This is a genomic window from Nocardioides sp. YIM B13467, from assembly GCF_042788075.1.
Taxonomy (GTDB): Bacteria; Actinomycetota; Actinomycetes; order Propionibacteriales; family Nocardioidaceae; genus Nocardioides.
Map to the genome: position 1 here is coordinate 4446335 of NZ_JBHZPJ010000046.1, position 21223 is coordinate 4467557.

24 protein-coding genes and 1 pseudogene are annotated in these 21223 nt (G+C 69.0%); 9 read left to right on the forward strand and 16 right to left on the reverse strand.

The window, feature by feature from the left end; all coding sequences use genetic code 11:
- Window positions 1–252: 252 nt before the first annotated feature.
- Window positions 253–537 (reverse strand): DUF3263 domain-containing protein, encoded by a 285-nt coding sequence (locus tag ACFX43_RS28575; protein ID WP_355020826.1) that lies wholly within the window; start codon window positions 535–537, stop codon window positions 253–255.
- 201 nt (window positions 538–738) lie between these two features.
- Window positions 739–1833: a potassium channel family protein gene (locus ACFX43_RS28580; protein WP_378840290.1), complete on the reverse strand. Its 1095-nt coding sequence runs from the start codon at window positions 1831–1833 to the stop codon at window positions 739–741.
- A 38-nt stretch (window positions 1834–1871) separates the two neighbouring features.
- Between ACFX43_RS28580 and ACFX43_RS28585 the strand changes: the two genes are divergently transcribed.
- On the forward strand, window positions 1872–3536 hold the full coding sequence (locus tag ACFX43_RS28585) for an acyl-CoA dehydrogenase family protein (protein WP_378840293.1): 1665 nt from the start codon (window positions 1872–1874) through the stop codon (window positions 3534–3536).
- A gap of 71 nt (window positions 3537–3607) precedes the next feature.
- Here ACFX43_RS28585 and ACFX43_RS28590 read toward each other — a convergent pair whose 3' ends face one another.
- From ACFX43_RS28590 to ACFX43_RS28600, 3 genes are read right to left on the reverse strand one after another with little or no spacing between them, the layout of a single operon-like run.
- Complete coding sequence (locus tag ACFX43_RS28590; protein WP_378840298.1) at window positions 3608–4447, reverse strand: carbohydrate ABC transporter permease; 840 nt, start codon at window positions 4445–4447, stop codon at window positions 3608–3610.
- A complete protein-coding gene (locus ACFX43_RS28595; RefSeq protein ID WP_378840303.1) occupies window positions 4444–5442 on the reverse strand; it encodes a carbohydrate ABC transporter permease in 999 nt (332 codons plus the stop codon). Before ACFX43_RS28595 ends, ACFX43_RS28590 begins: the two co-directional genes overlap by 4 nt.
- The gene (locus ACFX43_RS28600) at window positions 5439–6740 is read right to left on the reverse strand and encodes an ABC transporter substrate-binding protein (RefSeq protein WP_378840308.1); all 1302 of its coding nucleotides are present in this window, start codon (window positions 6738–6740) and stop codon (window positions 5439–5441) included. The genes ACFX43_RS28595 and ACFX43_RS28600 overlap by 4 nt, the downstream gene beginning before the upstream one ends.
- A gap of 257 nt (window positions 6741–6997) precedes the next feature.
- On the opposite strand from ACFX43_RS28600, the gene ACFX43_RS28605 reads away from it, so the two are divergent.
- Complete coding sequence (locus ACFX43_RS28605) at window positions 6998–7345, forward strand: hypothetical protein (RefSeq protein ID WP_378840311.1); 348 nt, start codon at window positions 6998–7000, stop codon at window positions 7343–7345.
- Window positions 7346–7399: 54 nt separating this feature from the next.
- Here the strand turns inward: ACFX43_RS28605 and ACFX43_RS28610 are convergent, their stop codons facing one another.
- On the reverse strand, window positions 7400–8749 hold the full coding sequence (locus tag ACFX43_RS28610; RefSeq protein ID WP_378840314.1) for a cation:dicarboxylate symporter family transporter: 1350 nt from the start codon (window positions 8747–8749) through the stop codon (window positions 7400–7402).
- 142 nt (window positions 8750–8891) lie between these two features.
- Here ACFX43_RS28610 and ACFX43_RS28615 point away from each other — a divergent pair, with 142 nt between their 5' ends.
- The 3 genes from ACFX43_RS28615 to ACFX43_RS28625 are packed head-to-tail and all read left to right on the forward strand — an operon-like array spanning window position 8892 to window position 11987.
- A complete protein-coding gene (locus tag ACFX43_RS28615) occupies window positions 8892–10496 on the forward strand; it encodes an ATP-binding protein (RefSeq protein WP_378840317.1) in 1605 nt (534 codons plus the stop codon).
- Window positions 10493–11185 (forward strand): response regulator, encoded by a 693-nt coding sequence (locus ACFX43_RS28620; protein WP_378840322.1) that lies wholly within the window; start codon window positions 10493–10495, stop codon window positions 11183–11185. Before ACFX43_RS28615 ends, ACFX43_RS28620 begins: the two co-directional genes overlap by 4 nt.
- Window positions 11186–11243: 58 nt before the next feature.
- Window positions 11244–11987: a class I SAM-dependent DNA methyltransferase gene (locus ACFX43_RS28625; protein WP_378840325.1), complete on the forward strand. Its 744-nt coding sequence runs from the start codon at window positions 11244–11246 to the stop codon at window positions 11985–11987.
- Here ACFX43_RS28625 and ACFX43_RS28630 read toward each other — a convergent pair.
- From ACFX43_RS28630 to ACFX43_RS28650, 5 genes are read right to left on the reverse strand one after another with little or no spacing between them, the layout of a single operon-like run.
- Window positions 11957–12271, reverse strand: coding sequence for a hypothetical protein (locus ACFX43_RS28630; RefSeq protein ID WP_378840328.1), 315 nt, complete (start codon window positions 12269–12271; stop codon window positions 11957–11959). The two genes, ACFX43_RS28625 and ACFX43_RS28630, sit on opposite strands and share 31 nt — an antisense overlap.
- A complete protein-coding gene (locus tag ACFX43_RS28635; protein ID WP_378840331.1) occupies window positions 12268–12561 on the reverse strand; it encodes a hypothetical protein in 294 nt (97 codons plus the stop codon). Before ACFX43_RS28635 ends, ACFX43_RS28630 begins: the two co-directional genes overlap by 4 nt.
- A gap of 9 nt (window positions 12562–12570) precedes the next feature.
- Window positions 12571–13341 carry a hypothetical protein gene (locus ACFX43_RS28640; RefSeq protein ID WP_378840334.1) on the reverse strand — a complete coding sequence of 257 codons (771 nt, stop codon included), beginning with the start codon at window positions 13339–13341 and terminating at the stop codon, window positions 12571–12573.
- 5 nt (window positions 13342–13346) lie between these two features.
- Window positions 13347–13883 carry a GNAT family N-acetyltransferase gene (locus ACFX43_RS28645; RefSeq protein ID WP_378840336.1) on the reverse strand — a complete coding sequence of 179 codons (537 nt, stop codon included), beginning with the start codon at window positions 13881–13883 and terminating at the stop codon, window positions 13347–13349.
- Between the two features lie 4 nt (window positions 13884–13887).
- Window positions 13888–15345: a glycine hydroxymethyltransferase gene (locus ACFX43_RS28650; protein WP_378840339.1), complete on the reverse strand. Its 1458-nt coding sequence runs from the start codon at window positions 15343–15345 to the stop codon at window positions 13888–13890.
- A gap of 464 nt (window positions 15346–15809) precedes the next feature.
- Between ACFX43_RS28650 and ACFX43_RS28655 the strand changes: the two genes are divergently transcribed.
- Genes ACFX43_RS28655 through ACFX43_RS28670 form a run of 4 tightly spaced genes read left to right on the forward strand, consistent with a single transcriptional unit; the run spans window position 15810 to window position 19232 of the window.
- Window positions 15810–17534, forward strand: coding sequence for a nitrite/sulfite reductase (locus tag ACFX43_RS28655; protein WP_378840342.1), 1725 nt, complete (start codon window positions 15810–15812; stop codon window positions 17532–17534).
- Window positions 17531–17701 (forward strand): hypothetical protein, encoded by a 171-nt coding sequence (locus tag ACFX43_RS28660; protein WP_350659041.1) that lies wholly within the window; start codon window positions 17531–17533, stop codon window positions 17699–17701. The genes ACFX43_RS28655 and ACFX43_RS28660 overlap by 4 nt, the downstream gene beginning before the upstream one ends.
- A complete protein-coding gene (locus ACFX43_RS28665; protein ID WP_141792939.1) occupies window positions 17698–18441 on the forward strand; it encodes a phosphoadenylyl-sulfate reductase in 744 nt (247 codons plus the stop codon). Before ACFX43_RS28660 ends, ACFX43_RS28665 begins: the two co-directional genes overlap by 4 nt.
- 47 nt (window positions 18442–18488) lie before the next feature.
- Window positions 18489–19232, forward strand: coding sequence for a CbiX/SirB N-terminal domain-containing protein (locus ACFX43_RS28670; RefSeq protein WP_160022518.1), 744 nt, complete (start codon window positions 18489–18491; stop codon window positions 19230–19232).
- Window positions 19233–19291: 59 nt separating this feature from the next.
- Here ACFX43_RS28670 and ACFX43_RS28675 read toward each other — a convergent pair.
- The 5 genes and pseudogenes from ACFX43_RS28675 to ACFX43_RS28695 all read right to left on the reverse strand — a co-directional run.
- Window positions 19292–19354 (reverse strand): annotated as a pseudogene (locus ACFX43_RS28675) (50S ribosomal protein L36); the annotation flags it as partial.
- A gap of 6 nt (window positions 19355–19360) precedes the next feature.
- Window positions 19361–19597, reverse strand: coding sequence for a 30S ribosomal protein S18 (rpsR, locus tag ACFX43_RS28680; RefSeq protein WP_378840353.1), 237 nt, complete (start codon window positions 19595–19597; stop codon window positions 19361–19363).
- Between the two features lie 29 nt (window positions 19598–19626).
- Complete coding sequence (gene rpmF, locus ACFX43_RS28685; protein ID WP_350658697.1) at window positions 19627–19803, reverse strand: 50S ribosomal protein L32; 177 nt, start codon at window positions 19801–19803, stop codon at window positions 19627–19629.
- A gap of 30 nt (window positions 19804–19833) precedes the next feature.
- Window positions 19834–20952: a CobW family GTP-binding protein gene (locus tag ACFX43_RS28690; protein ID WP_378840364.1), complete on the reverse strand. Its 1119-nt coding sequence runs from the start codon at window positions 20950–20952 to the stop codon at window positions 19834–19836.
- A complete protein-coding gene (locus tag ACFX43_RS28695) occupies window positions 20949–21212 on the reverse strand; it encodes a type B 50S ribosomal protein L31 (RefSeq protein WP_378840368.1) in 264 nt (87 codons plus the stop codon). Before ACFX43_RS28695 ends, ACFX43_RS28690 begins: the two co-directional genes overlap by 4 nt.
- Between the last annotated feature and the right edge of the window lie 11 nt (window positions 21213–21223).

Here is a 21223-nt window from a genome sequence, read left to right on the forward strand (position 1 = left end):
GGTTCATAACCGCGCAGTGCACGGAGTCGTATTTACGACAACGACACGCTGACCGGGCGCCACATATGAATACCCATGGGAACATGACGGATGCGTCAGTTCGCGCGGCAAAACAGAAGTCAGCCGCTGGCGTCTCGGGTCACCAGCGGCTGACAAGAAGAACGTTAGCCGACGAACCCGAACACGTGCAAGCACCTGCAATGCATAAGACTGCAAATGACCCGACCGGGCTACTCAGACCACCCAGGAGGGCTATGAGCGCGGGTTCTTCGAGCGCTGCGTACGCCGCGCGTCGCGCTGCCGTCGCAGCCGGCGCACCAGGACGCCGTCGTAGGCGAGCGCCTCGGGCTTGTCGATCAGGTCGTTGACGGCTCGGTGGTATTCGGCCGCACTCATCCCGAGTTGCTCCCGGACCGCGTCGTCGCGACCGGTGCCGGCCGACCACCAGGAACGCTCGAAGTCGAGCAGTCGCTTCTCGTTCTCGGAAAGGCCCGGCTGCCCGTCGGCAGACCCGGGGCTGTGGGGCGCCTCGGTCATGCGTACATCATCCCAGGCGTGACGGGCGGCCTCGAAACCGCCACGCGTCACCGTCTCGAACTACCCGGCATAGCCCATCTGGGCCATCTTCATAAAAGTGCAGATCAACTCTTTGAAGCTCGCCGGACCGTCCGCTAATCTCTTCCATGTCAGCCGCTGGTGACCCGAGACGCCAGCGGCTGACTTCTATTTCAGCGGGTGTCACGCCTCCGCGGTGTCCTCGCCGTGCGTCCCCGGACGCGGCGCCCAGGGCAGCTCCCTCGCGGCCCGCACGACGACCAGCCGGTCCCCGCGCGACAGGGTGCCGACGACCGGGTCGAAGTAGCGGAAGACCTTCTCGTCGCGTACGACTGCGATCACCTGGTCGGCCAGCTGCTGCGGCTGCTTGCCGACCTCGTTGACCAGCAGGTCGCGCTCGGCGACCTCCAGGCCGGTGCCGGAGTTGAGCAGGTCCTCCATGACCGACCCCAGGGTCGGCGAGATGGTGGACAGACCCATCAGGCGGCCGACCGCGTCGGCGGAGGTGATCACCGAGTCGGCTCCGGACTGCTTCATCAACGGCGCGTTCTCGCGCTCGCGTGCGGCAGCGACGATCCACGCCTCGGGGTTGATCTGCCGCACCGTCAAGATCGTGAGCACGTTGGAGTCGTCACGGTTGGTGGTGATGATGACCTGCTCGGCGTCCTTGACGCCCGCCCGCATCAGCACCTCGCGCCGGGTCGCGTCACCGGTGACCACCGCGATCCCGTCGGAGTGGGCATCCGAGCGCGCCACCGGGTCCGGGTCGACCACGACGAACTCCTCCGGATCGGCTCCGCTGCTGAGCAGCGTCTCCACGGCGCTGCGGCCCTTCGTGCCGTAACCGACGACGACGATGTGCTGGGACATCTTCTTCCTCCAGCGAGCGACTCGGATGAGGTCTCGGCCCTGCTTGGTGAGGACCTCGAGGGTGGTGCCGATCAGCAGCACCAGGAACGCGATGCGGGCCGGCGTGATGATGAACGCGTTGATCATCCGCGCGTGCGCCTCGACCGGGGCGATGTCGCCGTAGCCGGTCGTGCTCAGCGTCACCGTCGTGTAGTAGATCGCATCGACCAGGCTGATCTGGCCGGTGGGATCGTTGTTGTCGGCGTACGCGTCGCGGTCGAGATAGACCAGCAGGACCGTCCCGACCAGGATCGTCAGAGCGGCCAGCAGCCGCCGCCCGAGCTGCCACCAAGGGGACCGCACCGTCTCGGGAAGAGCGACCTGCTCGACACCGGCCCACTTCGGGGCGTATGCAGATGTCTCGGACACATCTGTGACCATATCCGCCGCGCTCTATCGTCTGTTGCATGAGTGCCTCCGACATCCGCCGTGTCACCAACCAGGCGCCCGCGCTCGCGGGTCACAACGTGGTCACCGGGGACGTCGCACTGTCGGCGGCGGTCCTGCGTCACGCAGGTGCGGAGACCCTCGACTCGCTCGTCTCCCTGGGCGCCGAGGCCGGCACCGCCGAGGCACAGGAGCACGGCCGCCTCGCCAACCGCTTCCACCCCGAGCTGGTCCCCTACGACCGCTACGGCAACCGGATCGACGAGGTCGCCTTCCACCCCTCCTGGCACTGGCTGATGGACAGGGCCGTCGGTCACGGCCTGGCCGCCGCGCCCTGGACGCTGGCCGAGAAGACCCGCGCAGAGAAGTCCAGCGAGCACGCCCACGTACGCCGCGCCGCCGGGTTCCTGGCCTGGTCCCAGACCGAGCCCGGCCACCTGTGCCCGATCTCCATGACGTACGCCGCGGTCCCAGCGCTGCGCGCCGACGAGTCCCTCGCCGAGGAGTGGGTGCCGAGGCTCGCCTCGACGACCTACGACTTCGGTCTCCGCGAACCCGCCGAGAAGCTCGGCGCCCTGGCAGGCATGGGGATGACCGAGAAGCAGGGCGGCTCGGACGTACGCCAGAACATCACCGAGGCACATCCCGTCGGCGACGGCGTCTACGAGCTCCACGGGCACAAGTGGTTCACCTCGGCCCCGATGAACGACGTCTTCCTGGTGCTGGCCCAAGCGCTGAGCGGACTCACCTGCTTCCTCCTCCCCCGCATCCTGCCTTCGGGAGAGCGGAACCGCCTCGATGTGGTGCGGCTCAAGGACAAGCTCGGCAACCGCTCCAACGCCAGCGCCGAGCTCGAGTTCCGCGGCACCACCGCCTACCGGCTGGGCGAGGAGGGCCGCGGCGTACGCACCATCATCGAGATGGTCGCCGCCACCCGCCTCGACTGTGTGCTGAGCTCGGCCGCCCTGATGCGCCGGGCCGTGGCCGAGGCGAGCTGGCACGTCGCCCACCGCTCCGCGTTCGGCGCCACCCTGGCCGAGAAGCCGCTGATGCAGAACGTGATCGCCGACCTGGCCGTCGAGTCCGAGGCGGCCACGACCCTGGCGATGCGCCTGGCCGCCGCCGTCGACCGACCGGACGACGAGCACGAGCGAGCCCTGCGCCGCATCGCCCTGCCGCTGGCGAAGTTCTGGGTCTGCAAGCGCACGCCGGCGATGGTCGCGGAGGCGCTGGAGTGCCTGGGTGGCAACGGCTACGTCGAGGAGTCGGTGATGCCGCTGCTCTTCCGCGAGTCCCCGCTCAACTCGATCTGGGAGGGGTCCGGCAACGTCAACGCCCTCGACGTCCTGCGTGCCATCCAGCGCGAACCCGGGGTCCTCGACGCGTGGATCACCGAGGTCGGCAAGGCCAAGGGCGCCGACCGGCGCTACGACCGGGCCGTCGACGCAACCCTCTCCCTCCTGGGCGAGTCGATGACCAGTCCCGAGGAGCTGGAACGCTCAGCCAGGCGTCTGGCCGGCAGCATGGCGACCCTCCTCCAGGGGAGCCTCCTGGTCCAGCACGGCCCCGAGGAGGTGGCCGACATCTTCTGCGCCAGCCGCCTGACGGGCCACGGCGGGACGTACGGCATGCTCGCCGGCGGTGACCAGCTGGCGGTCATGCGGCGAGCGACGCCGGCAGTGTAGGGGGCCCTGGACGCGCAACGGGCGCCATGCTCCGGAAGGAGACATGACGCCCGCCGCTTGCGGACCGAACCTCAGCCCTTGACGGACCCGGCCGTGAGCCCACGGACGAAGTAACGCTGCAACGAGAAGAACACCAGCAGCGGCACCGTCATCGTGATGAACGCACCCGCGGTGAGCAGGTGCCACTCCTGGCCCCGGTCGCCGATCAGGTCGCGCAACGTGATCGTGACGACCTCGTTGTCACCCGCCCCGAGGAAGATGAGCGCGACGAGAAGATCGTTCCAGACCCAGAGGAACTGGAAGATCGCGAACGCTGCCAGCGCGGGCACCGACATCGGCACGATCAGCCTCCAGAAGGTCTGGAAGTGGGAGGCCCCGTCGATCTCGGCGGACTCGATGATCTCCTGCGGCAGGGTCGCCATGTAGTTGCGCAGGATGAAGACCGCCAACGGCATCCCGAACGCGGTGTGGGCCAGCCACACCGCGAGGAAGGTGCCGTTGAGGTCGTAGCTCCCGAACAGGCTGAGCAGCGGCACGAACGCCACCTGCAGCGGGACCACCAGCAATCCGACGATCAGCATGAACAGCACGTTGCGTCCCGGGAACCGCATGAACGTGAACGCGTACGCAGCGAACGCGGCGATCATGATCGGCAGCACCGTCGCGGGGACGGAGACGACGATCGAGTTCACGAAGGCGTTCGCCATCCCGCTCTCGAGGACCTGCGTGTAGCTGTCGATGGTCCACTGGGAGAACGGGTCGGTGATGACCGTCCACCAGCCCGACGACTTCACGTCGGCCTCGTCGCGGAACGACGAGATCAGCAGACCCAGCGTCGGGATGAACCAGAGGAAACACAGCAGGACGATGCCCACACGGACAGCGACGCTGCCGAGGGTGAAGCTCCTCATCGACCGGCCTCCTGCTTCTTGAACTGGCGCATCTGGTAGATCATCACCGGGATCACCGCGATCATCAGGATCACGACCACCGCTGCCGCGCGGCCGGCGTCACCGAACTCGAAGAGCTCGAGGACGAAGGTGTTGGCCAGCACCGAGGTGCCGGACCGCCCACCGGTCATCACGTAGACGATGTCGAAGACCTTCATCACCAGAATGAGGATGGTCACGAAGACCACGATCACCGTCGGCCAGATCTGCGGCACGACGACCTTGAAGAAGATCTGGATCTCGCTGGCCCCGTCGATCCGCGCAGCCTCCACCGTGTCTTCGGGGACGCCCTTGATCGCCGAGGAGAGCAGCACCATCGCGAACCCCGCCTGCAACCAGATCATGATGACGATCAGGAGCAGGTCGTTGAGGTTGCCGGTCTGGATGCGAAGCCAGGCGACCGGCTCGAAGCCGAGGCTGGTCGAGATCGCCGAGAGGAGCCCGATCTGCTTGTCGCCCTGCGCGAACCTGGTCGCGTAGACGAAGCCCCAGATCGTGCTCGCCCCGACGAAGCTGATCGCCATCGGCATGAAGATGACCGACTTCGCGACCCGCTCCGGGAACGCCTTGAGCTGGTCGGCCAGCACCGCCACGAGCAGGCCGACGATGACGCTGGCCGCCGGGACGATGAGGATCCAGAGCAGGTTGTTGACCAACGTGCCGATGAACTCATCGTCCCGGAAGAGCGCCGTGTAGTTGTCGAACCCGACCCAGTTGATGCTGTTGTCATCGGCGAAGCTGTAGATCACCGTCATCAGGGCCGGGTAGACCAGGAAGACAGTGACCACCAGGATGGCCGGGCCGATGAAGACGTACGGCTTGATCCGCCTGTCCCACTTGCCGGGCAGGAGGCCTGAGAGGAAGTTGAGCACCCAGTAGAGAGCGGCGGTGCCGCCGACCCCCAGGACGATCGCGATCAGGCCGTTGAGGATCTTCAGGTAAGGATCATCGCTCATCCTCGCCAGCTCTCCTCGATCGCGTCGGCCGCCTCCTGAGCGCTCTTCTCACCTCCGACGTAGGCGTTCATCTCGCTCCAGAACGTGCCGGCGCCGACCTGCGCGGGCATCAGGTCCGACCCGTCAAAGCGGAAGGTGTCGGCGTCCTGCAGCAGGGTCGCGATCTCTCCGAACATCGGGTCGGCGTAGTTGGAGTTGTCGAACTCGACGCTCGGCGAGAGCCAGCCACCGGCCTGGGCCCACTCGGCACCGAAGTCGGGGGACGCGAAGAACTCCATCAACTCGACCACGTCGGTGTCGTTGGTGAAGGCGGTCGCCATGTCGCCGCCACCGAGCACCGGGTTGCCCTCGAAGCCGCCCTCCATGCTGCCCGGCAGCGCGAAGACGCCGACGTTGCCGGCCAGGTCCTGCTGGACGTCCTTCGGGAAGAAGGTCGTGATGAAGTTGGCCTGGCGGTGCATCTGGCAGCCGGGCTTCGCGTCGAAGAGCGGGAGCGGGGAGTCGCCGAAGGGCTCGCTCAGGGTGCCGTCGGCCCCGCCGCGTACGTTCTTCGGCTTGTTGATGATGTCGCCCATGGTCTCGATCGCCTCGACGATCTTCGGGTCGTTGAAGGGGACGTCGTGGGAGACCCAGTCGTCGTAGAACTCCGGGCCCTCCTGGCGCAGGACGATCTCCTCGACCCAGTCGGTGTAGACCCAGCCGGTGTCGGCACCGGCTTCGGCGCCGAGGCACCACGGGGTCTGGCCCTTGGCGATCATCTGGTCCTCGAGGCTCCGCAGCTCGTCCCAGGTCTCGGGCGCCTTGTAGCCGGACTGCTCGAAGTTCTTCGGGGTCCAGACCAGCGACTTCATCGAGACGCGGATCGGGACGCCGTAGGTCTTGTCGTCGATCTCGACCGAGTCCATCAGGCCCGGGATCATGGTGTCGTCGAGCGAGCCGACGTCGATGAGGTCGTCGAGCGGGAGCGTGTCACCCGACTCGGTCAGGTCACCGACCAGACCGGGCTGCGGGAAGAGCGCGATGTCGGGCGCGTCGTTGCCGTTGACCTTGGTGCGGATCTCGGTGGTGAAGTCCGTGGAGGGGGTGTAGGTCACCTCGATCCCGGTCTCCTTGGTGAACGTGTCGAGGGCCGCGTTGAGCCCCACTGCCTCGCCCTCGGGGATCGCGCCGAGGATCTGGATGCTGCCGTCGCCCTCTTCAGTGTCGCCGGCATCGTTGCTGCCACCGCCACCGGGGACGCCGCAGCCGGTCACGGCGAGCAGACCTGCGACTGCTGCTCCGATTTGCCACTTTCGCACGTGCATCTGATTGCACCCTCCATCGTCGTTTTGATCCACGGAGTCGTGCCACGCAGGCCGCGTCGGGTCCACGAGGCAGCGCCTCGTTATGTGATCTCCATAACATTAGTCGTTATGGTCCATCGATGTCCCGGGCAAATTGTCGAACACTCACCCGAGAACGCGCAGGACGATACCTGTCACGCACTCCGGCACCATGACGACCCGCCATCCCGGTGTGGCTCCGGCGGCGGAGTTAGGCCAGAATCAGCGCCCAAATGAACTATCCGCACCCTCCCCATCAAGGCCCCGGTCAAGGGCCCCATCACCAGCCGCCTCGTGACCCGCTGGCCGTCGCCGGCCGGCTGGCCGCTGTCATCTGCTCGATCCTCTTCTGGCTGATCGGAGCGATCGCGGTGATCGCTGCCGTCATCGGCATCTTCCGTGCCTTCGGCGGCGACCTGGCCTGGCGTACGGTCGGGATCTGGGCCGTCGCCGGGCTCGGCTGCTTCGCGTTCTCCTGGATCGTCGCCGCCCTCGGCCGGATCGGGCTCGACGACGAGCCGATCGGCTCGTGGCGCGCCGCGCCGTTCGAGCTGGCGCGGATCCTCTACCGCAACCGATGACAACAGGCCGTACGTCGCGCGTGTCGCGCGGCGTACGGCCTGTTGTCGTGGGGTCTAGACGAGCGCCTTGTCGGTCTCTGCCGCAGGCGGGGCGGCATGGTCGTCGACCATGGTCGTCTCGTCGAACGGGTCCTGACCGTCCAGGACACGGTCGAGCTGGCCGTGGTCGATGGTCTTGGTCCAGTGGCCGACCAGGACGGTGGCGACCGAGTTGCCGGCGAAGTTGGTCAGCGCGCGGGCCTCGGACATGAACCGGTCGATGCCCACGATGAGCCCGACCCCGTCGACCATCTCCGGGCGGTGGGACTGCAGCCCGCCGGCCAGGGTCGCCAGGCCGGCACCGGTGACACCGGCGGCACCCTTGGAGGCGATCATCATGAACAGCAGCAGGCCGATCTGCTCGCCGATGCTCAGCGGGTCACCCATCGCGTCGGCGATGAAGATCGAGGCCATCGTCAGGTAGATCGCGGTGCCGTCGAGGTTGAACGAGTAGCCCGTGGGGACCACGACGCCGACGGTCGCCTTCTCGACACCGGCGTGCTCCATCTTCGCGATCAGGCGCGGGAGGGCCGACTCGGAGGAGCTGGTGGAGAGGATGAGCAGGAACTCGCGGGCGAGGTACTTGAGCAGCTTGAAGAGGTTGACGCCGGTGGCCAGCTTGAGGAGCACGCCCAGGATGCCGAAGACGAAGATCGCGCAGGTGATGTAGAAGGCGATCATGATGACGGCGAGGCTCTTCAGGGCGTCGATGCCGGTCTCGCCCACCACACCGGCGATGGCGCCGAAGGCGCCTACCGGGGCGGCCCACATGATCATCGCGAGCACCCGGAAGATCAGGTTCTGGATCATGGTGATCGCCTTGAGGATCGGCTTGCCCGACTCACCCATCCGCTGCAGCGCGAAGCCGACCAGGAGCGCGACCAGCAGCGTCTGCAGCACCACGCCGGAGGTCAGCGCCGAGAAGAGCGAGGTCGGGATGATGCTGAGGAGGAAGTCGGTCGTGCTCGCGTGCCCGTCCGAGGCAGCCTCCTGGCCAGCGCTGGACGCGTCCGAGCTCAGCTGGAGGCCGGTGCCCGGGTCGATGATGTTGCCGACGATCACGCCGATCGCCAGGGCCACCGTGGACATCACGATGAAGTACGCCAGCGCCAGGCCACCGACCTTGCCGACCTTGGCCGCGTTGGCGACCGAGCCGACGCCGATGACCAGGGTGCAGAAGATGATCGGCTGGATCATCATCTTGATCAGGTTCACGAAGGCTGTGCCGATCGGCTTCAGCTCCACCGCGAACGACGGGGCGATCAACCCGACCAGAATGCCGAGGACCACCGCGGCGATCACCGCGATGTAGAGATAGTGTGTCCGGTCCTTCTTGGGTCTTGTCTCAGTGGTGGTCGTACTCATCGTTCCTCCTGGTCCGGTGTGTCCTGCCCTCCGGGGCAACTCGGGCAACTCTCCGGGAGAACGTGACGACCGTCACTGTTGTGTTCGTTGTGTTCGTGGCCGCGATCACATCCACGCAACGGAGGTGGTCCAGAATGTTGTCGTGCCCCGTGTCCACCCGTTCCGCCCCCGCGTTCTCCGCGATCGGCCGGTGGCCCAGCAGGTGCTTCTCCTGCAGTTCGGCACGGTGCTGCTGCTCGTCGTCACCGGCATCCTGATGGCCTCCTACGACGCCCAGCGCGACTCCTACAGCCGCGCCACGCAGCGCGCGGTGGCAGTCGCCCAGACCGTTGCCGACTCCCCCACCGTCAGCACGGCGCTGCGCGGCGAGGACCCGACGGCGACCCTCCAGCCCTGGACCGAGCAGGTACGCCGCGACACCGACACCGACTTCGTCGTGGTGATGGACCTGGACCGCACCCGCTACACCCACACCGATCCGCGTCAGATCGGCGGAAAGTTCGTCGGCGACCTCGGCGGCGCGCCCGACGGCAAGGTCTTCACCCAGCAGTACACCGGGACGCTCGGCCCGTCGGTCCGCTCGGTGGTGCCGGTCGAGGACGGCGACGAGGTCGTCGCGCTCGTGTCCGTGGGCATCACGGTCAGCGACATCAACCGCGGTCTCAGGCGCGACGTCACGATCGTGCTGCTGTGCGGCGCCCTGGTGCTGGCCGTCGGGCTGACCGGTGCCTGGCTGCTGAGCAGACGCCTGCACCGGCTGACCCATGGCATGGGCGAGCGTGAGCTGGCCCGGATGTACGAGTACTACTCCGCCGTCCTCCACTCGGTCCGCGAAGGTCTGCTCCTGCTCGACGGGGAGGGGCGCGTGCAGCTGGTCAACGACGAGGCCCGGCGCCTGCTGGCGCTGCCGGACGACGTCATCGGCACCCGGATCGAGGACCTCGACCTGGCACCCGGACTGGTCGCCGCCGCCCGCGGCCGCACCGCCGAGTCCGACGACCTCTACCTCGCCGGCGAGCGGATCCTCGTCGTCTCCTCAGCACCCGCGCTGTGGGACGGCCGCGAGGTCGGCGCAGTGGTGACGCTGCGCGACCACACCGAGCTGCGCTCGGTGACCGGCGAGCTCGAGGTCGTACGCCGCCTCACCGAGTCGCTCCGGTCCCAGAACCACGAGGCGGCCAACCGGCTCCACACCGTGGTCTCCCTGATCGAGATGGGCCGCGAGCAGGACGCGGTCGAGTTCGCCACCGAGGAGCTCCAGGTCGCCCAGCTCCTCACCGACCGGGTCGTCGGCGCGGTCGAGGATCCCGTCGTGGCCGCGCTCCTGCTCGGCAAGTCGGCAGAGGCAGCCGAGCAGGGCGTCGAGTTCCGTATCGTCGGCGAGGTGCCGCCGGGCACGGGCATCCCGCCCCGCGACCTGGTGACGGTGCTGGGCAACCTCGTCGACAACGCCTTCGATGCCGTCTCCGGCTTCGAGCCCCGTCAGGTCGAGGTCCACCTGACCGGTGACGACGACACCCTCACGGTGCGTGTGGGCGACAGCGGACCTGGCCTGGACGACGCCGACTCGGCGCGCGTCCTCGACCGCGGCTGGACCACGAAGGCCGAACCCGGCACGGGCCGCGGCCTGGGCCTCGCGCTGGTCGGGCAGATCGCCCGGCGTCATGGTGGCGGGGTCGTCGTCGGCCGCTCGCACCTCGGCGGAGCCGAGTTCACCGTCACCCTAGCGACAGAGGTGACGCCATGAATGTGCGTGTCCTGGTCGTCGAGGACGAGGCGCTGGCCGCCGAGGCCCATGCGGCGTACGTCGGGCGGGTCTCGGGCTTCGCCCTCGCCGGGATCGCGCGGTCGGCACGGGAGGCTGTTCGCGCGCTCGACGCGGCCCGCGACGCAGGCACTCCGGTCGACCTGATCCTGCTCGACATGAACCTGCCCGACGGGCACGGGCTCGGGCTGCTCAGCAGGCTGCGTGCCGCCGGGCACCTGTGCGACGTGATCGCGGTGACGGCGGCGCGGGACACGAAGGTGGTGCGGCAGGCCGTCGTGCAGGGGGTCGTGCTCTACCTGCTCAAGCCGTTCACGTTCGCGACCTTCCGGGACAAGCTCGAGCAGTACGCCGACTATCGTGCCCGCTTGGACGCTGCCCCCGAGGAGGTCGTCCAGGACGAGGTCGACCAGCTGCTGGGGTCGCTGCGGCCAACCGGCAGCACACCGCTGCCCAAGGGCATGAGCGCGGAGACGCTGCGGGCCGTGACGGCCGCGCTGCGCGAGGCCGAGCGGGACCTGTCCGCGAGCGAGGTCGCCGCGGTGGTCGGCTCGTCGCGGGTGACCGCGCGGCGCTACCTCGAGCACCTCGCCGACAAGGGCCTGGCCGCGCGCGGGGTCCGTTACGGTGCCAGCGGCGGCCGGCCCGAGGTCGGTTACTCCTGGCGCTGAGCCGGACGGGCCTAAATGGTTCGCGCCCGGGGTGTGTCGCCGGGCAGAGTCGATGCCCATGACCAGCAGCGACCTGTGGACCCGTGACGACGCCGAGCGCTACGACGACCCCGACGACTGGGTCAACGCAGCCGAGGTGACCGGGCCGGTGGCCCGCTTCCTCGCCGAGCTCGCCGACGGCGGCCCCGCGCTCGAGCTCGCGATCGGGACGGGCCGGATCGGCGTACCGCTGCGGGAGCTGGGTGTGTCGGTCACCGGCATCGAGCTGTCCCAGCCGATGGTCGACGTCCTACGGCGCAAGGTCACCGAGGATGAGATCCCGGTCGTCGTCGGCGACATGGCCGCCGCTGAGGCGCCCGGGGCGGGGACGTACTCGTTGGTCTATCTGGTCTTCAACACGATCGGGAACCTGCGCACGCAGGAGGAGCAGGTCGCCTGCTTCGCCAATGCCGCTCGTCATCTGGCGCCGGGAGGGCGCTTCCTGGTCGAGGTCGGCGTGCCCGGACTGCGACGGCTTCCCCCGGGCAGCCCGGCGATCCCGTTCGACGTCTCCGCAGCGCACCTCGGGTTCGACACCTACGACCTGGTCACCCAGCAGGCGATCTCGCACCACTACACCCGCGAGGCCGACGGCCGCTTCCGGTACGGGCCGCACAACTTCCGGTTCGTGTGGCCCTCCGAGCTCGATCTGATGGCGCGGTTGGCCGGGATGACGCTGGAGGCGAGGTACGCCGGCTGGGACCGCTCCGAGTTCACCAGCGACTCCACGAGTCACGTGTCGGTCTGGCGCAAGCCTGAGTAGCGCTGGAACTCCCAGGCGATCCGGATCGCCTCCCGGACGGCATCCGGAGAGGCACGGTCGAGGTAGGCCTCGACCTTGTGGTGGGCCTCCAGCTTCGGCGGGATGCCGAAGGCGTCCGGCCAACGTTCGATCAGCTCCTCGCGGCGCTCGATCGGGACCCGGACGAGCAGGGTCGTCGCGTCGACCAGCCTGGCGACCAGGCGGTCGTGGACATACCAGCCGCGCGGTTTGTGGCGGCAGCCGTCCAGCGAGGACACGAAGGCGTCGACCTCGTCCGGAGTCATGCCTCCGGAGCGTACGCCGTCCGCCATCGCTCGGCAGCCACCTGCGCGGCCTCGCCGATCAGCGCGGTCAGCTCGGGCCGGTCCGGGACCGGGAACGAGGTGTAGGCGCTGCGGCCGCCCTCGACCGGACGGCCGTAGGCCTTGGCCGCGAGGCGCCCGTCGGGCAGGAGACGTACGTTGAGGGTGCTCAGCCGGAAGACCACGTCGCGTCGGGTGTCCGTCCACTGAAGGGCCTCGGGGACGGCGACATTGATCGCCAGGGCACTGACCTCGACCTCATCACTCGTCACGGGCCGAGTCTAGGGCTGCCACAGCCCGATCTCCGCCGCGAAGCGGGTCGCGATGGACTCGATCACGCCACCCGCGGCGAGCAGCGCCTCGGTCTCCTCCGTGAAGGCGCCGCCGCTGTCACACAGCGTCTGGAGCCTGGCCAGCTCTGGCGCCCACGCCGGTTCGATCTCGCTCCAGCGGGCGGCGGCCGCGAAACGGTCGGTGGTCCAGGTGCGGTCGTGGACGCTGACCAGGCCGGCCACGGCGAGGAGAGACTTGCGCGCGATCCGGCGGGACAGGTCGCTCGGGTCGTCGCGGTCGAGGACGGCGCGCCACCTGCGCAGGGCACGCTCGATGTCGCCGTTGAAGCCGCGCGCGGCACGCGCGTCCGCCGGGAATCCCGGCAGGGCTTCGCCCAGGCCTGGGCCGGCAAGATGGGCGCAGTAGTGGCGCAGGAAGGCCCGGTTGCCGTACGCCTCATCGCCCTCGCCGAGATAGTCGTCCGGGGACGCCGCGGCGATCTCCACGCCGCGGCAGACCTCGGCGAAGGCCGCCGACGCCTCGGCGCCCAGGGCGGAGGCGTCGGCCACCGGGAGTCCGATCGTCAGCAGGTCGACGTCGGAGGTGGGCACGGCGGCCGTGCCGTTGGCGACCGAGCCGTAGACGTGGACCGACACCTCCGGCGAGACCCGCCCGAGGACGTACGCCAGGACCGGCTCATACGCCGGCGGCACTCGGTCGCGGCGCGCACCCGTGACGATCAGACCGTCAGGGGTCACGCCCTCGCGTGGGTCGGCCACCGCGGTCAGGTGAGGCGGAGCGCCATCTTCGACTCGGTGCGCGGGTCGCCCTCGGGGAAGGGCTGCGTCTCACCGGTGAGCTCGAAGCCGAGGCGCTCGTAGAGGCGGCGCCCGGACTCGTTGCCGTCGACGACCCACAGGGTCAGCACCGAGGCACCGTCACGACGCGCCCAGCCGGCGACGGCCAGGATGAGTCCCTCGGCGAGACCGTGACCACGCGCCTCGGGGGCGAGCCACATGTTGATCAGGTGGTGCTCGTCGTCGTGGATGATCCCGGCGGCGAGCCCTGAGGGCTTCTCGCCGAGCCAGGCGATGTAGGCCGCGCCGGACGCAGCCCACAGCCGCCAACGCTCGTCGGGCCAGGTCACCACCTCGTCGTAGGAGGCCCAGAACGCACGAGGGGTGTCCTGGAGAGCCGCGAGACGCACCTTCTTGAGCGCCGGCCACTCGTCCTCGACGACGACACGCACCTCCGCCGTCGGGACCACCTTCTCAGGGGCCCCGACGCCGGGGATCGAGCTGGGTCGCTTCGGAGCAGGCACGGGATCAGGCGAGGTCGAGACCGGGGTACAGCGGGAACTTCGCGAGCAGCTCCGCCGCAGCGGCCTTCGTGTTGTCGGCGACGGAGTCCTCGATGGCGTAGGACGCCTTGGACGGGCCGCCGGCCTTCGTGGTGCCGGGGGTCGTCTTCGAGAGCACGTCGACGATGAGCTCGGCGACGCGGTCGAACTCGTCGGCGCCGAAGCCGCGAGTGGTCAGGGCCGGGGTGCCGAGGCGGATGCCCGAGGTGTACCAGGCACCGTTCGGGTCGGCCGGGACCGAGTTGCGGTTGGTGACCACGCCGGAGTCGAGCAGCGCCGACTCGGCCTGGCGGCCGGTGAGGCCGAAGCTGGTCACGTCCAGCAGGACGAGGTGGTTGTCGGTGCCGCCGGTGACCAGCTTGGCGCCGCGCTTGAGGAAGCCCTCGGCGAGCGACTTGGCGTTGTCGGCGACCTCCTGGGCGTAGGTCTGGAAGCTCGCCTGCTTCGCCTCGGCGAAGGCGACGGCCTTCGCGGCCATGACGTGCGAGAGCGGGCCGCCGAGGACCATCGGGCAGCCGCGGTCGACGCTCGGGGCGTACTCCTCGGTGGCCAGGATGAATCCGCCGCGCGGGCCACGGAGGGACTTGTGGGAGGTCGAGGTGACGACGTGGGCGTAGGGAACCGGGTTCTCCTCGCCCTGGAACACCTTGCCGGCGACGAGGCCGGCGAAGTGGGCCATGTCGACCATCAGGGTGGCGCCGACCTCGTCGGCGATCTCGCGCATCTTGGCGAAGTTCACCCGGCGCGGGTAGGCGGAGTAGCCGGCCACGATGATCAGCGGCTGGAACTCCTTGGCCTTGGCACGCAGCGAGTCGTAGTCGAGCAGCCCGGTCTCCGGGTCGGTGCCGTACTGGTTCTGGTGGAACATCTTGCCGGAGATGTTCGGGCGGAAGCCGTGGGTGAGGTGGCCGCCGGCGTCCAGCGACATGCCCAGCAGGCGCTGGTTGCCGAGCTCGCCGCGCAGCGTCTCCCAGTCGGCCTCGGAGAGCTCGTTCATGTTCTTGACGGCCATCTTCTCCAGCCACGGGCCCTCGACCCGGTGGGCGAGGATGGCCCAGTACGCCGTCAGGTTGGCGTCGATGCCCGAGTGCGGCTGCACGTAGGCGTACTCCGCGCCGAAGAGCTCCTTGGCGTGCTCGGCGGCGATCTGCTCGACGGTGTCGACGTTCTGGCAGCCGGCGTAGAAGCGGTGACCGACGGTGCCCTCGGCGTACTTGTCGGAGAACCAGGTGCCCATCGTCATCAGCGTGGCGGGGCTCGCGTAGTTCTCGCTCGCGATCAGCTTGAGGCTGGCACGCTGGTCAGCGAGCTCCTGCTTGGTCGCCTCGGCGATGCGGGGCTCCACGGAGGCGATGACCTCGAGGGCTTGGTTGTAGGCAGAACTCACAGTGCCTGAATTCACCGGGGCAGACAGATCGCTCATAGGTCACAGCCTAGTCAGCCGCGCGGACGAGAGCAGCATCGTGGTCGCCTGGTGCGTTGCGTACGTCCTCTATCACCGCCCGCGGGAATGACCGACTGCTCAGCCTGGTTAAGAGACCGTGACCAGATGGTGACCTCGGCCACACTGCCCGCGTGAACAAGCGGGAACGTCCCACATAACGGACCGATGTCTCATATATCGGGATTCCAGATTGCGTGAGGGCCGTCCGCTACCTGAGACTCCTTGACATGGTCACTGCTGCAACACATGCGCACCTCGTGGTTCGACGCCACGTGGACTATTGCCGCATCCGCAGCTCGATCTGTTGGCGCCACTGACGCCCAGCGCTCCGCATCCCCCGCGTCGAGCCGCTGGCCCGCCGCCCGACAGACATCCCGGGCGCCCGCCGCGAGCACGTCCCTGCTCCGCCGTGCGTCCACGACCGACGCAAAGGTTTCTCTGACATGAGCGACAACCGGTTTCAGGCCAAGCGCGCCACCCGAACCGAGATCCCCCGGCCCAAGAAGGGCGAGGGCCAGTGGGCCCTCGGCTACACCGAGCCGCTGAACAAGAACGAGGAGTCGAAGAAGAACGACGACCCCCTCAACGTTCGCGATCGGATCCTCTACACCTACTCCAAGCGCGGGTTCGACTCGATCGACCCGGCCGACATGCGCGGCCGCTTCCGCTGGTTCGGCCTCTACACCCAGCGCAAGCCCGGGATCGACGGCGGCAAGACCGCCATCCTCGAGGAAGAGGAGCTCGACGACCGCTACTTCATGATGCGGGTCCGCTCCGACGGCAAGCTCCTCTCCCCCGCCGCGGTGCGCACCCTGGGTCAGATCGGCGTCGACTTCGCGCGGGACACCGCCGACATCACCGACCGCGAGAACATCCAGTACCACTGGATCGAGATCGAGAACGTCCCGGAGATCTGGTCGCGCCTCGAGGAGGTCGGGCTGCACTCGACCGAGGCCTGCGGTGACTCGCCGCGTCCGTTCCTCGGCTCGCCGGTCGCCGGCGTCGCCGCCGACGAGATCATCGACGGCACCTCGGCGCTGCGCGAGATCGAGTCCCGCTACCTGGGCGACCCCGCCTTCTCGAACTTCCCGCGCAAGTTCAAGACCGCGCTGACCGGCCACCCCTCGCACGACGTGGCGCCCGAGATCAACGACATCGCCTTCGTCGGCACCGTCCACCCCGAGCACGGCCCCGGCTTCGACGTCTGGGTCGGCGGCGGTCTCTCCACCAACCCGCGCCTGGCCGAGAAGCTCGGCGTGTGGGTGCCGATCGACGAGGTCGCCGACGTGTGGGCCGGCGTCGCGGGCATCTTCCGCGACTACGGCTACCGCCGGCTCCGTTCGCGGGCCCGGCTGAAGTTCCTGGTCGCCGACTGGGGCAAGGAGAAGTTCCGAGAGGTCCTCGAGAACGAGTACCTCGACCGTCAGCTCGTCTCCAACCCCTCCCCCGAGTCGCCCCTGGGCCACCGCGACCACGTCGGCATCCACGACCAGAAGGACGGCAAGAAGTACGTCGGTCTGGCCCCGATCGCCGGGCGCATCTCCGGCACCCACCTGGTCGAGCTCGCCGGCGTCATGGAGAAGTTCGCCGTCGAGGGCGCTCGGCTCACGCCGTACCAGAAGATCGTGCTCATCGGTGTCGACCCCGCGGTCGTCGAGGACCTCGTCACCGAGCTGGACGCCATCGGCTTCTCGGCCCGGCCCTCCAACTGGCGTCAGAACACGATGGCCTGCACCGGGATCGAGTTCTGCAAGCTCGCGATCGTGGACACCAAGGACCGGGCCCGCGACCTGATCGCCTCGCTCGAGTCTCGCTTCCCGGAGCTCGACGCCTCGATCACCGTCAACGTCAACGGCTGCCCCAACGCCTGCGCGCGGACCCAGGTCGCCGACATCGGGCTCAAGGGCCAACTGGTCCTCGACGACGAGGGCAACCAGGTCGAGGGCTTCCAGGTGCACCTGGGCGGCGCGACCGGGCTGACCGCCAACTTCGGGCGCAAGCTGCGCGCGCACAAGGTCACCTCGGCCGGGCTCGACGACTACATCTCCGCGCTGGTCGTCAACTACCTCGCCGACCGCGAGGAGGCTGAGACCTTCTCCGCTTGGACCGCGCGGGCCGACGAGGTACTGCTGCGCGGCGAGAAGACCTTGGACGAGGTGACCGCATGAGCGAGCGCGCGAGCACCCCGTTCCACTGCCCGTTCTGTGGCGAGACCGACCTGTGGCCGCACGAGGCCACGCACGGGTCCTGGGAATGCCGCGCCTGCCTGCGCGCCTTCCAGCTGAAGTCGCTTGGACAGATCTCTCGGGCAACCACGAAGGAGGCGCACAGATGAGCGTCAGCACAGCAGCCGCCCGGGCCAACCGCGCGGTGGACACCGAGGGACGTACGCCCGAGGAGCTGCGCGAGATCGTCTCCCACTGGGGAGCCGAGCTCGAGCTCGCCCCGGCCGAGACGATCATCGAGTGGGCCGCGGCGACTTTCGGTGAGCGGTTCGCGATCACGTCCTCCATGGGTGACGCGGTCCTGGCTCATCTCGCCTCGAAGGTCGTACCCGGGATCGACGTGGTCTTCCTCGACACCGGCTACCACTTCATCGAGACGATCGGCACCCGCGACGCCGTCGAGGCGACGATGCCGGTCAACCTCCTCACGATCACGCCCGTGCAGAGCGTGGCGGAGCAGGACGCCGAATACGGCAAGGACCTCTACCGGACCGACCCCGACCTGTGCTGCGCGCTGCGCAAGGTCAAGCCCCTGGCCGACTCGCTCGCCTCCTACGACGCCTGGGCCACCGGCCTTCGCCGCGCGGAGACGAAGAACCGGGTCATCGCACCGGTCATCGGCTGGGACGCCAAGCGCCAGAAGGTCAAGGTCTCGCCGATGGCGCGATGGTCCGACGAGCAGGTCGAGCGATATATCGAGGACAACGGAGTGCTCGTGAACCCGCTCGTCTACGACGGGTATCCCTCGATCGGCTGCGCGCCGTGCACCCGCCGGGTAGCCCCCGGCGAGGACCCGCGCAGCGGGCGATGGGCCGGCACCGGCAAGACCGAGTGCGGCATCCACGCCTGACCACAGACTTTCCGACCTTTCCCCGCAACACCCGAAGGATGAAGACAATGGCAGCTCCCGCTCTGGTAGCCCTGGCTCACGGCAGCCGCGATCCGCAGTCCGCCGCGACCATCAACGCCCTCGTTGCCGAGGTACGCGCCCTGCGCCCCGACCTCCGCATCGAAGCCGCCTTCCTCGACCACTCCCGGCCGCGTTTCCAGGCCGTCGTCGACAAGCTGGTCAAGGCCGGCCACGACGAGATCGTCGTCGTGCCCCTGCTCCTGACCGAGGCGTTCCACGCCCGCGTCGACGTACCCTCGGTCATCGCCGAGGCCACCGCGCGCCACTCCGGCCTGCGCATCCACACCAGCGAGATCCTCGGCCTCGAGAGCGTCTTCCTCCAGGTGCTCGACGAGCGTCTGCGGGCATCGCTCAAGGCCGCGCGGGTGCGCGAGCTCGACGCGCTCGTCCTGGCCGCCGCCGGCTCCTCGGACTCGCTGGCCAACCAGTCGGTCGCCCGCCTGGCCCGCATCTGGGGTGCCCACCACAAGCTGCCGGTCGTGGCCGCGTACGCCTCGGCTGCTCCGCCGGCCACCGGCGAGGCGGTCCGTGCCTTCCGCGCCGAGGGCCGCCGCCACATCGCCGTCGGCATGCTCTTCCTGGCTCCCGGGCAGCTGCCCGACCGCGCCAAGGAGCTCGCGCTCGAGGCCGGCGCCGTCGCGGTCAGCGACCCGATGGGCGCCCACCCCGAGGTCGCCCGCACCATCCTGGCCCGCTACGCCGTCGGTGCCGTCGAGCTCGTCCCGGTCTGATCTGACCCGCCCGCGCCGAGTCGGCGCATCCTGACAACGATCCCCGCCGAGGCGGCTNGGCGGCGTACGACCTGGGAGCCGGGCTGGTTCTTCAGCGACCGGATGGAGTTGACCACCTTCATGGGGACCTATCCCTTCGTGCTCGTGTAGGGCAGCAGCGCGACCTCGCGGGCGTTCTTGATCGCCTTGGTCACCGCGCGCTGCTGCTGCGGGGTGAGTCCGGTGACGCGGCGCGAACGGATCTTGCCGCGGTCGGAGATGAACGTACGCAGCAGCTGCACGTCCTTGTAGTCGACGTGGGTCACGTCCGGCGCCAGCTGCGGCTTGCGCCGCTTGCGGACGGGAGACGGCGGTCGTTTGGGCATGCGGTCGATCTTCCTCTCAACAGGGTCTTTCAGCGGAGCTTGGCGGGGTCGACGTAGCCCCGCTGGACCGCGCGGACCAGGCGACGGGGCACGTCATAGCTCTGGCCGTCGACGGTCACCGGCACGAGCGCGACCGGAGTCGCCTTCCAGCTCGACCGGCGGTGGCGGGTGTTGCTGCGCGACATCTTGCGCTTGGGTACGGCCATGGTGGCCTCCTTCGGGGTGGTGGATGCGATTCAGGCGGCTCGGCCGATGGGGCCGAGCCAGTCCTCGAGCCCGTCCCAGGACTCCTCCCAGATCTGGCCGCGCTGGGCGATCTCCTGGTCGGTGAGCAGGGCGCGCTCGAAGGCCCGCGGGATCTCGTCGGCCTCGTCGTCGATCCCGATCACGACGATCCGGGTGAGCCGCTCGGTGCGACCCCACTTCTGGGTCGAGCCCACGCTCGCCTGGCCACCGGCCCCGTCCCAAACACAGATGTCGTCGGGGCGGGTCGGCACCCAGAAGCAGCCGCGCGAGCGGCGGGGGCCACCGCCGAGACGCTCCAGCTCCTCCTGGAACCGGACCGGGTGGATCGGGCGCTCCGAACGCAGGTCGAGCCGCCAGGCGCCACCCTCGGGCAGCGGCGGCAGCGCGTTGCGACGCACCTCCGCGACCCAGGCTTCGACCGCGTGGTGGCGGTGCACGCCGGCGACCAGGCCGGCGGCGTCCAGGAGCGAGGGGTCGGTCACCACCGGGATACCCGGCCGGGCGAGCGTCGCGACCAGCGACTCCTCCTCGGGATCGGGGGCCTCGGTGATGCTGACGACGTCGGCGTACTCGACGATGGCGCTGGCAACCTCGGCGACGCCGCGCCGGTCGTCCTCGGAGGTGGCCAGCCCGCGCTCATCGAGAAGGTCGGGACCGAGCAGGTCCTCGGCGACGGTCGCACCCTCGAGCGCCGCGACGACGGCAGCGATCGAGATGTGCGGAGCCATCCGCGGAGCCCACGCGAGCACCCGGCAGACCTGGATCGCCTCGGCTGCGACCGGCAGGCAGGCCACGATGCTCCCCCAACGGCCCTGGGCCGCCAGGCGCTCGAGCGTCGGCACGATGTCCTCGCGGATCGCGCAGGCCACGCAGGCGTGGGCGAGGTTGATCTCCTCGTGCTCGATCACGCCGGTCAGGTCACTGACGACGCGGGTGAGGAGCTGGCGCTCGGGGTCGATGACGTGGCGCACCATGACCGCGTCGGGGAGGCCGAACTGGAGCGAGATGGTCGCCGAGAGCATCGCACTCTCCGCGACCCCGCTCACCAGGATCACCGGCACCTTCGGACGAGCGAGCTTGCGGGGAGACCGCGGACGAGGCGCGCTCATCGATCGCGCCCGTAGCGGCGCTTGAAGCGCTCGACCCGTCCCTCTGTGTCGACCACGCGGCCGCGGCCGGTCCAGAACGGGTGGCTGGCACTGGAGACGTCGACGTCGACGACCGGGTAGGTCTCGCCGTTCTCCCAGGTGACCCGCTCGTGGTCGTCGGCGAGACGCTCGAGGATCGTCGACTGCATCAGGAAGAGCTTGTCCGCCGAGCGGTCGCGGAAGACGACCAGCCCGGAGACGGGATGGATGCCTTGCTTCATGGGGACCTCCC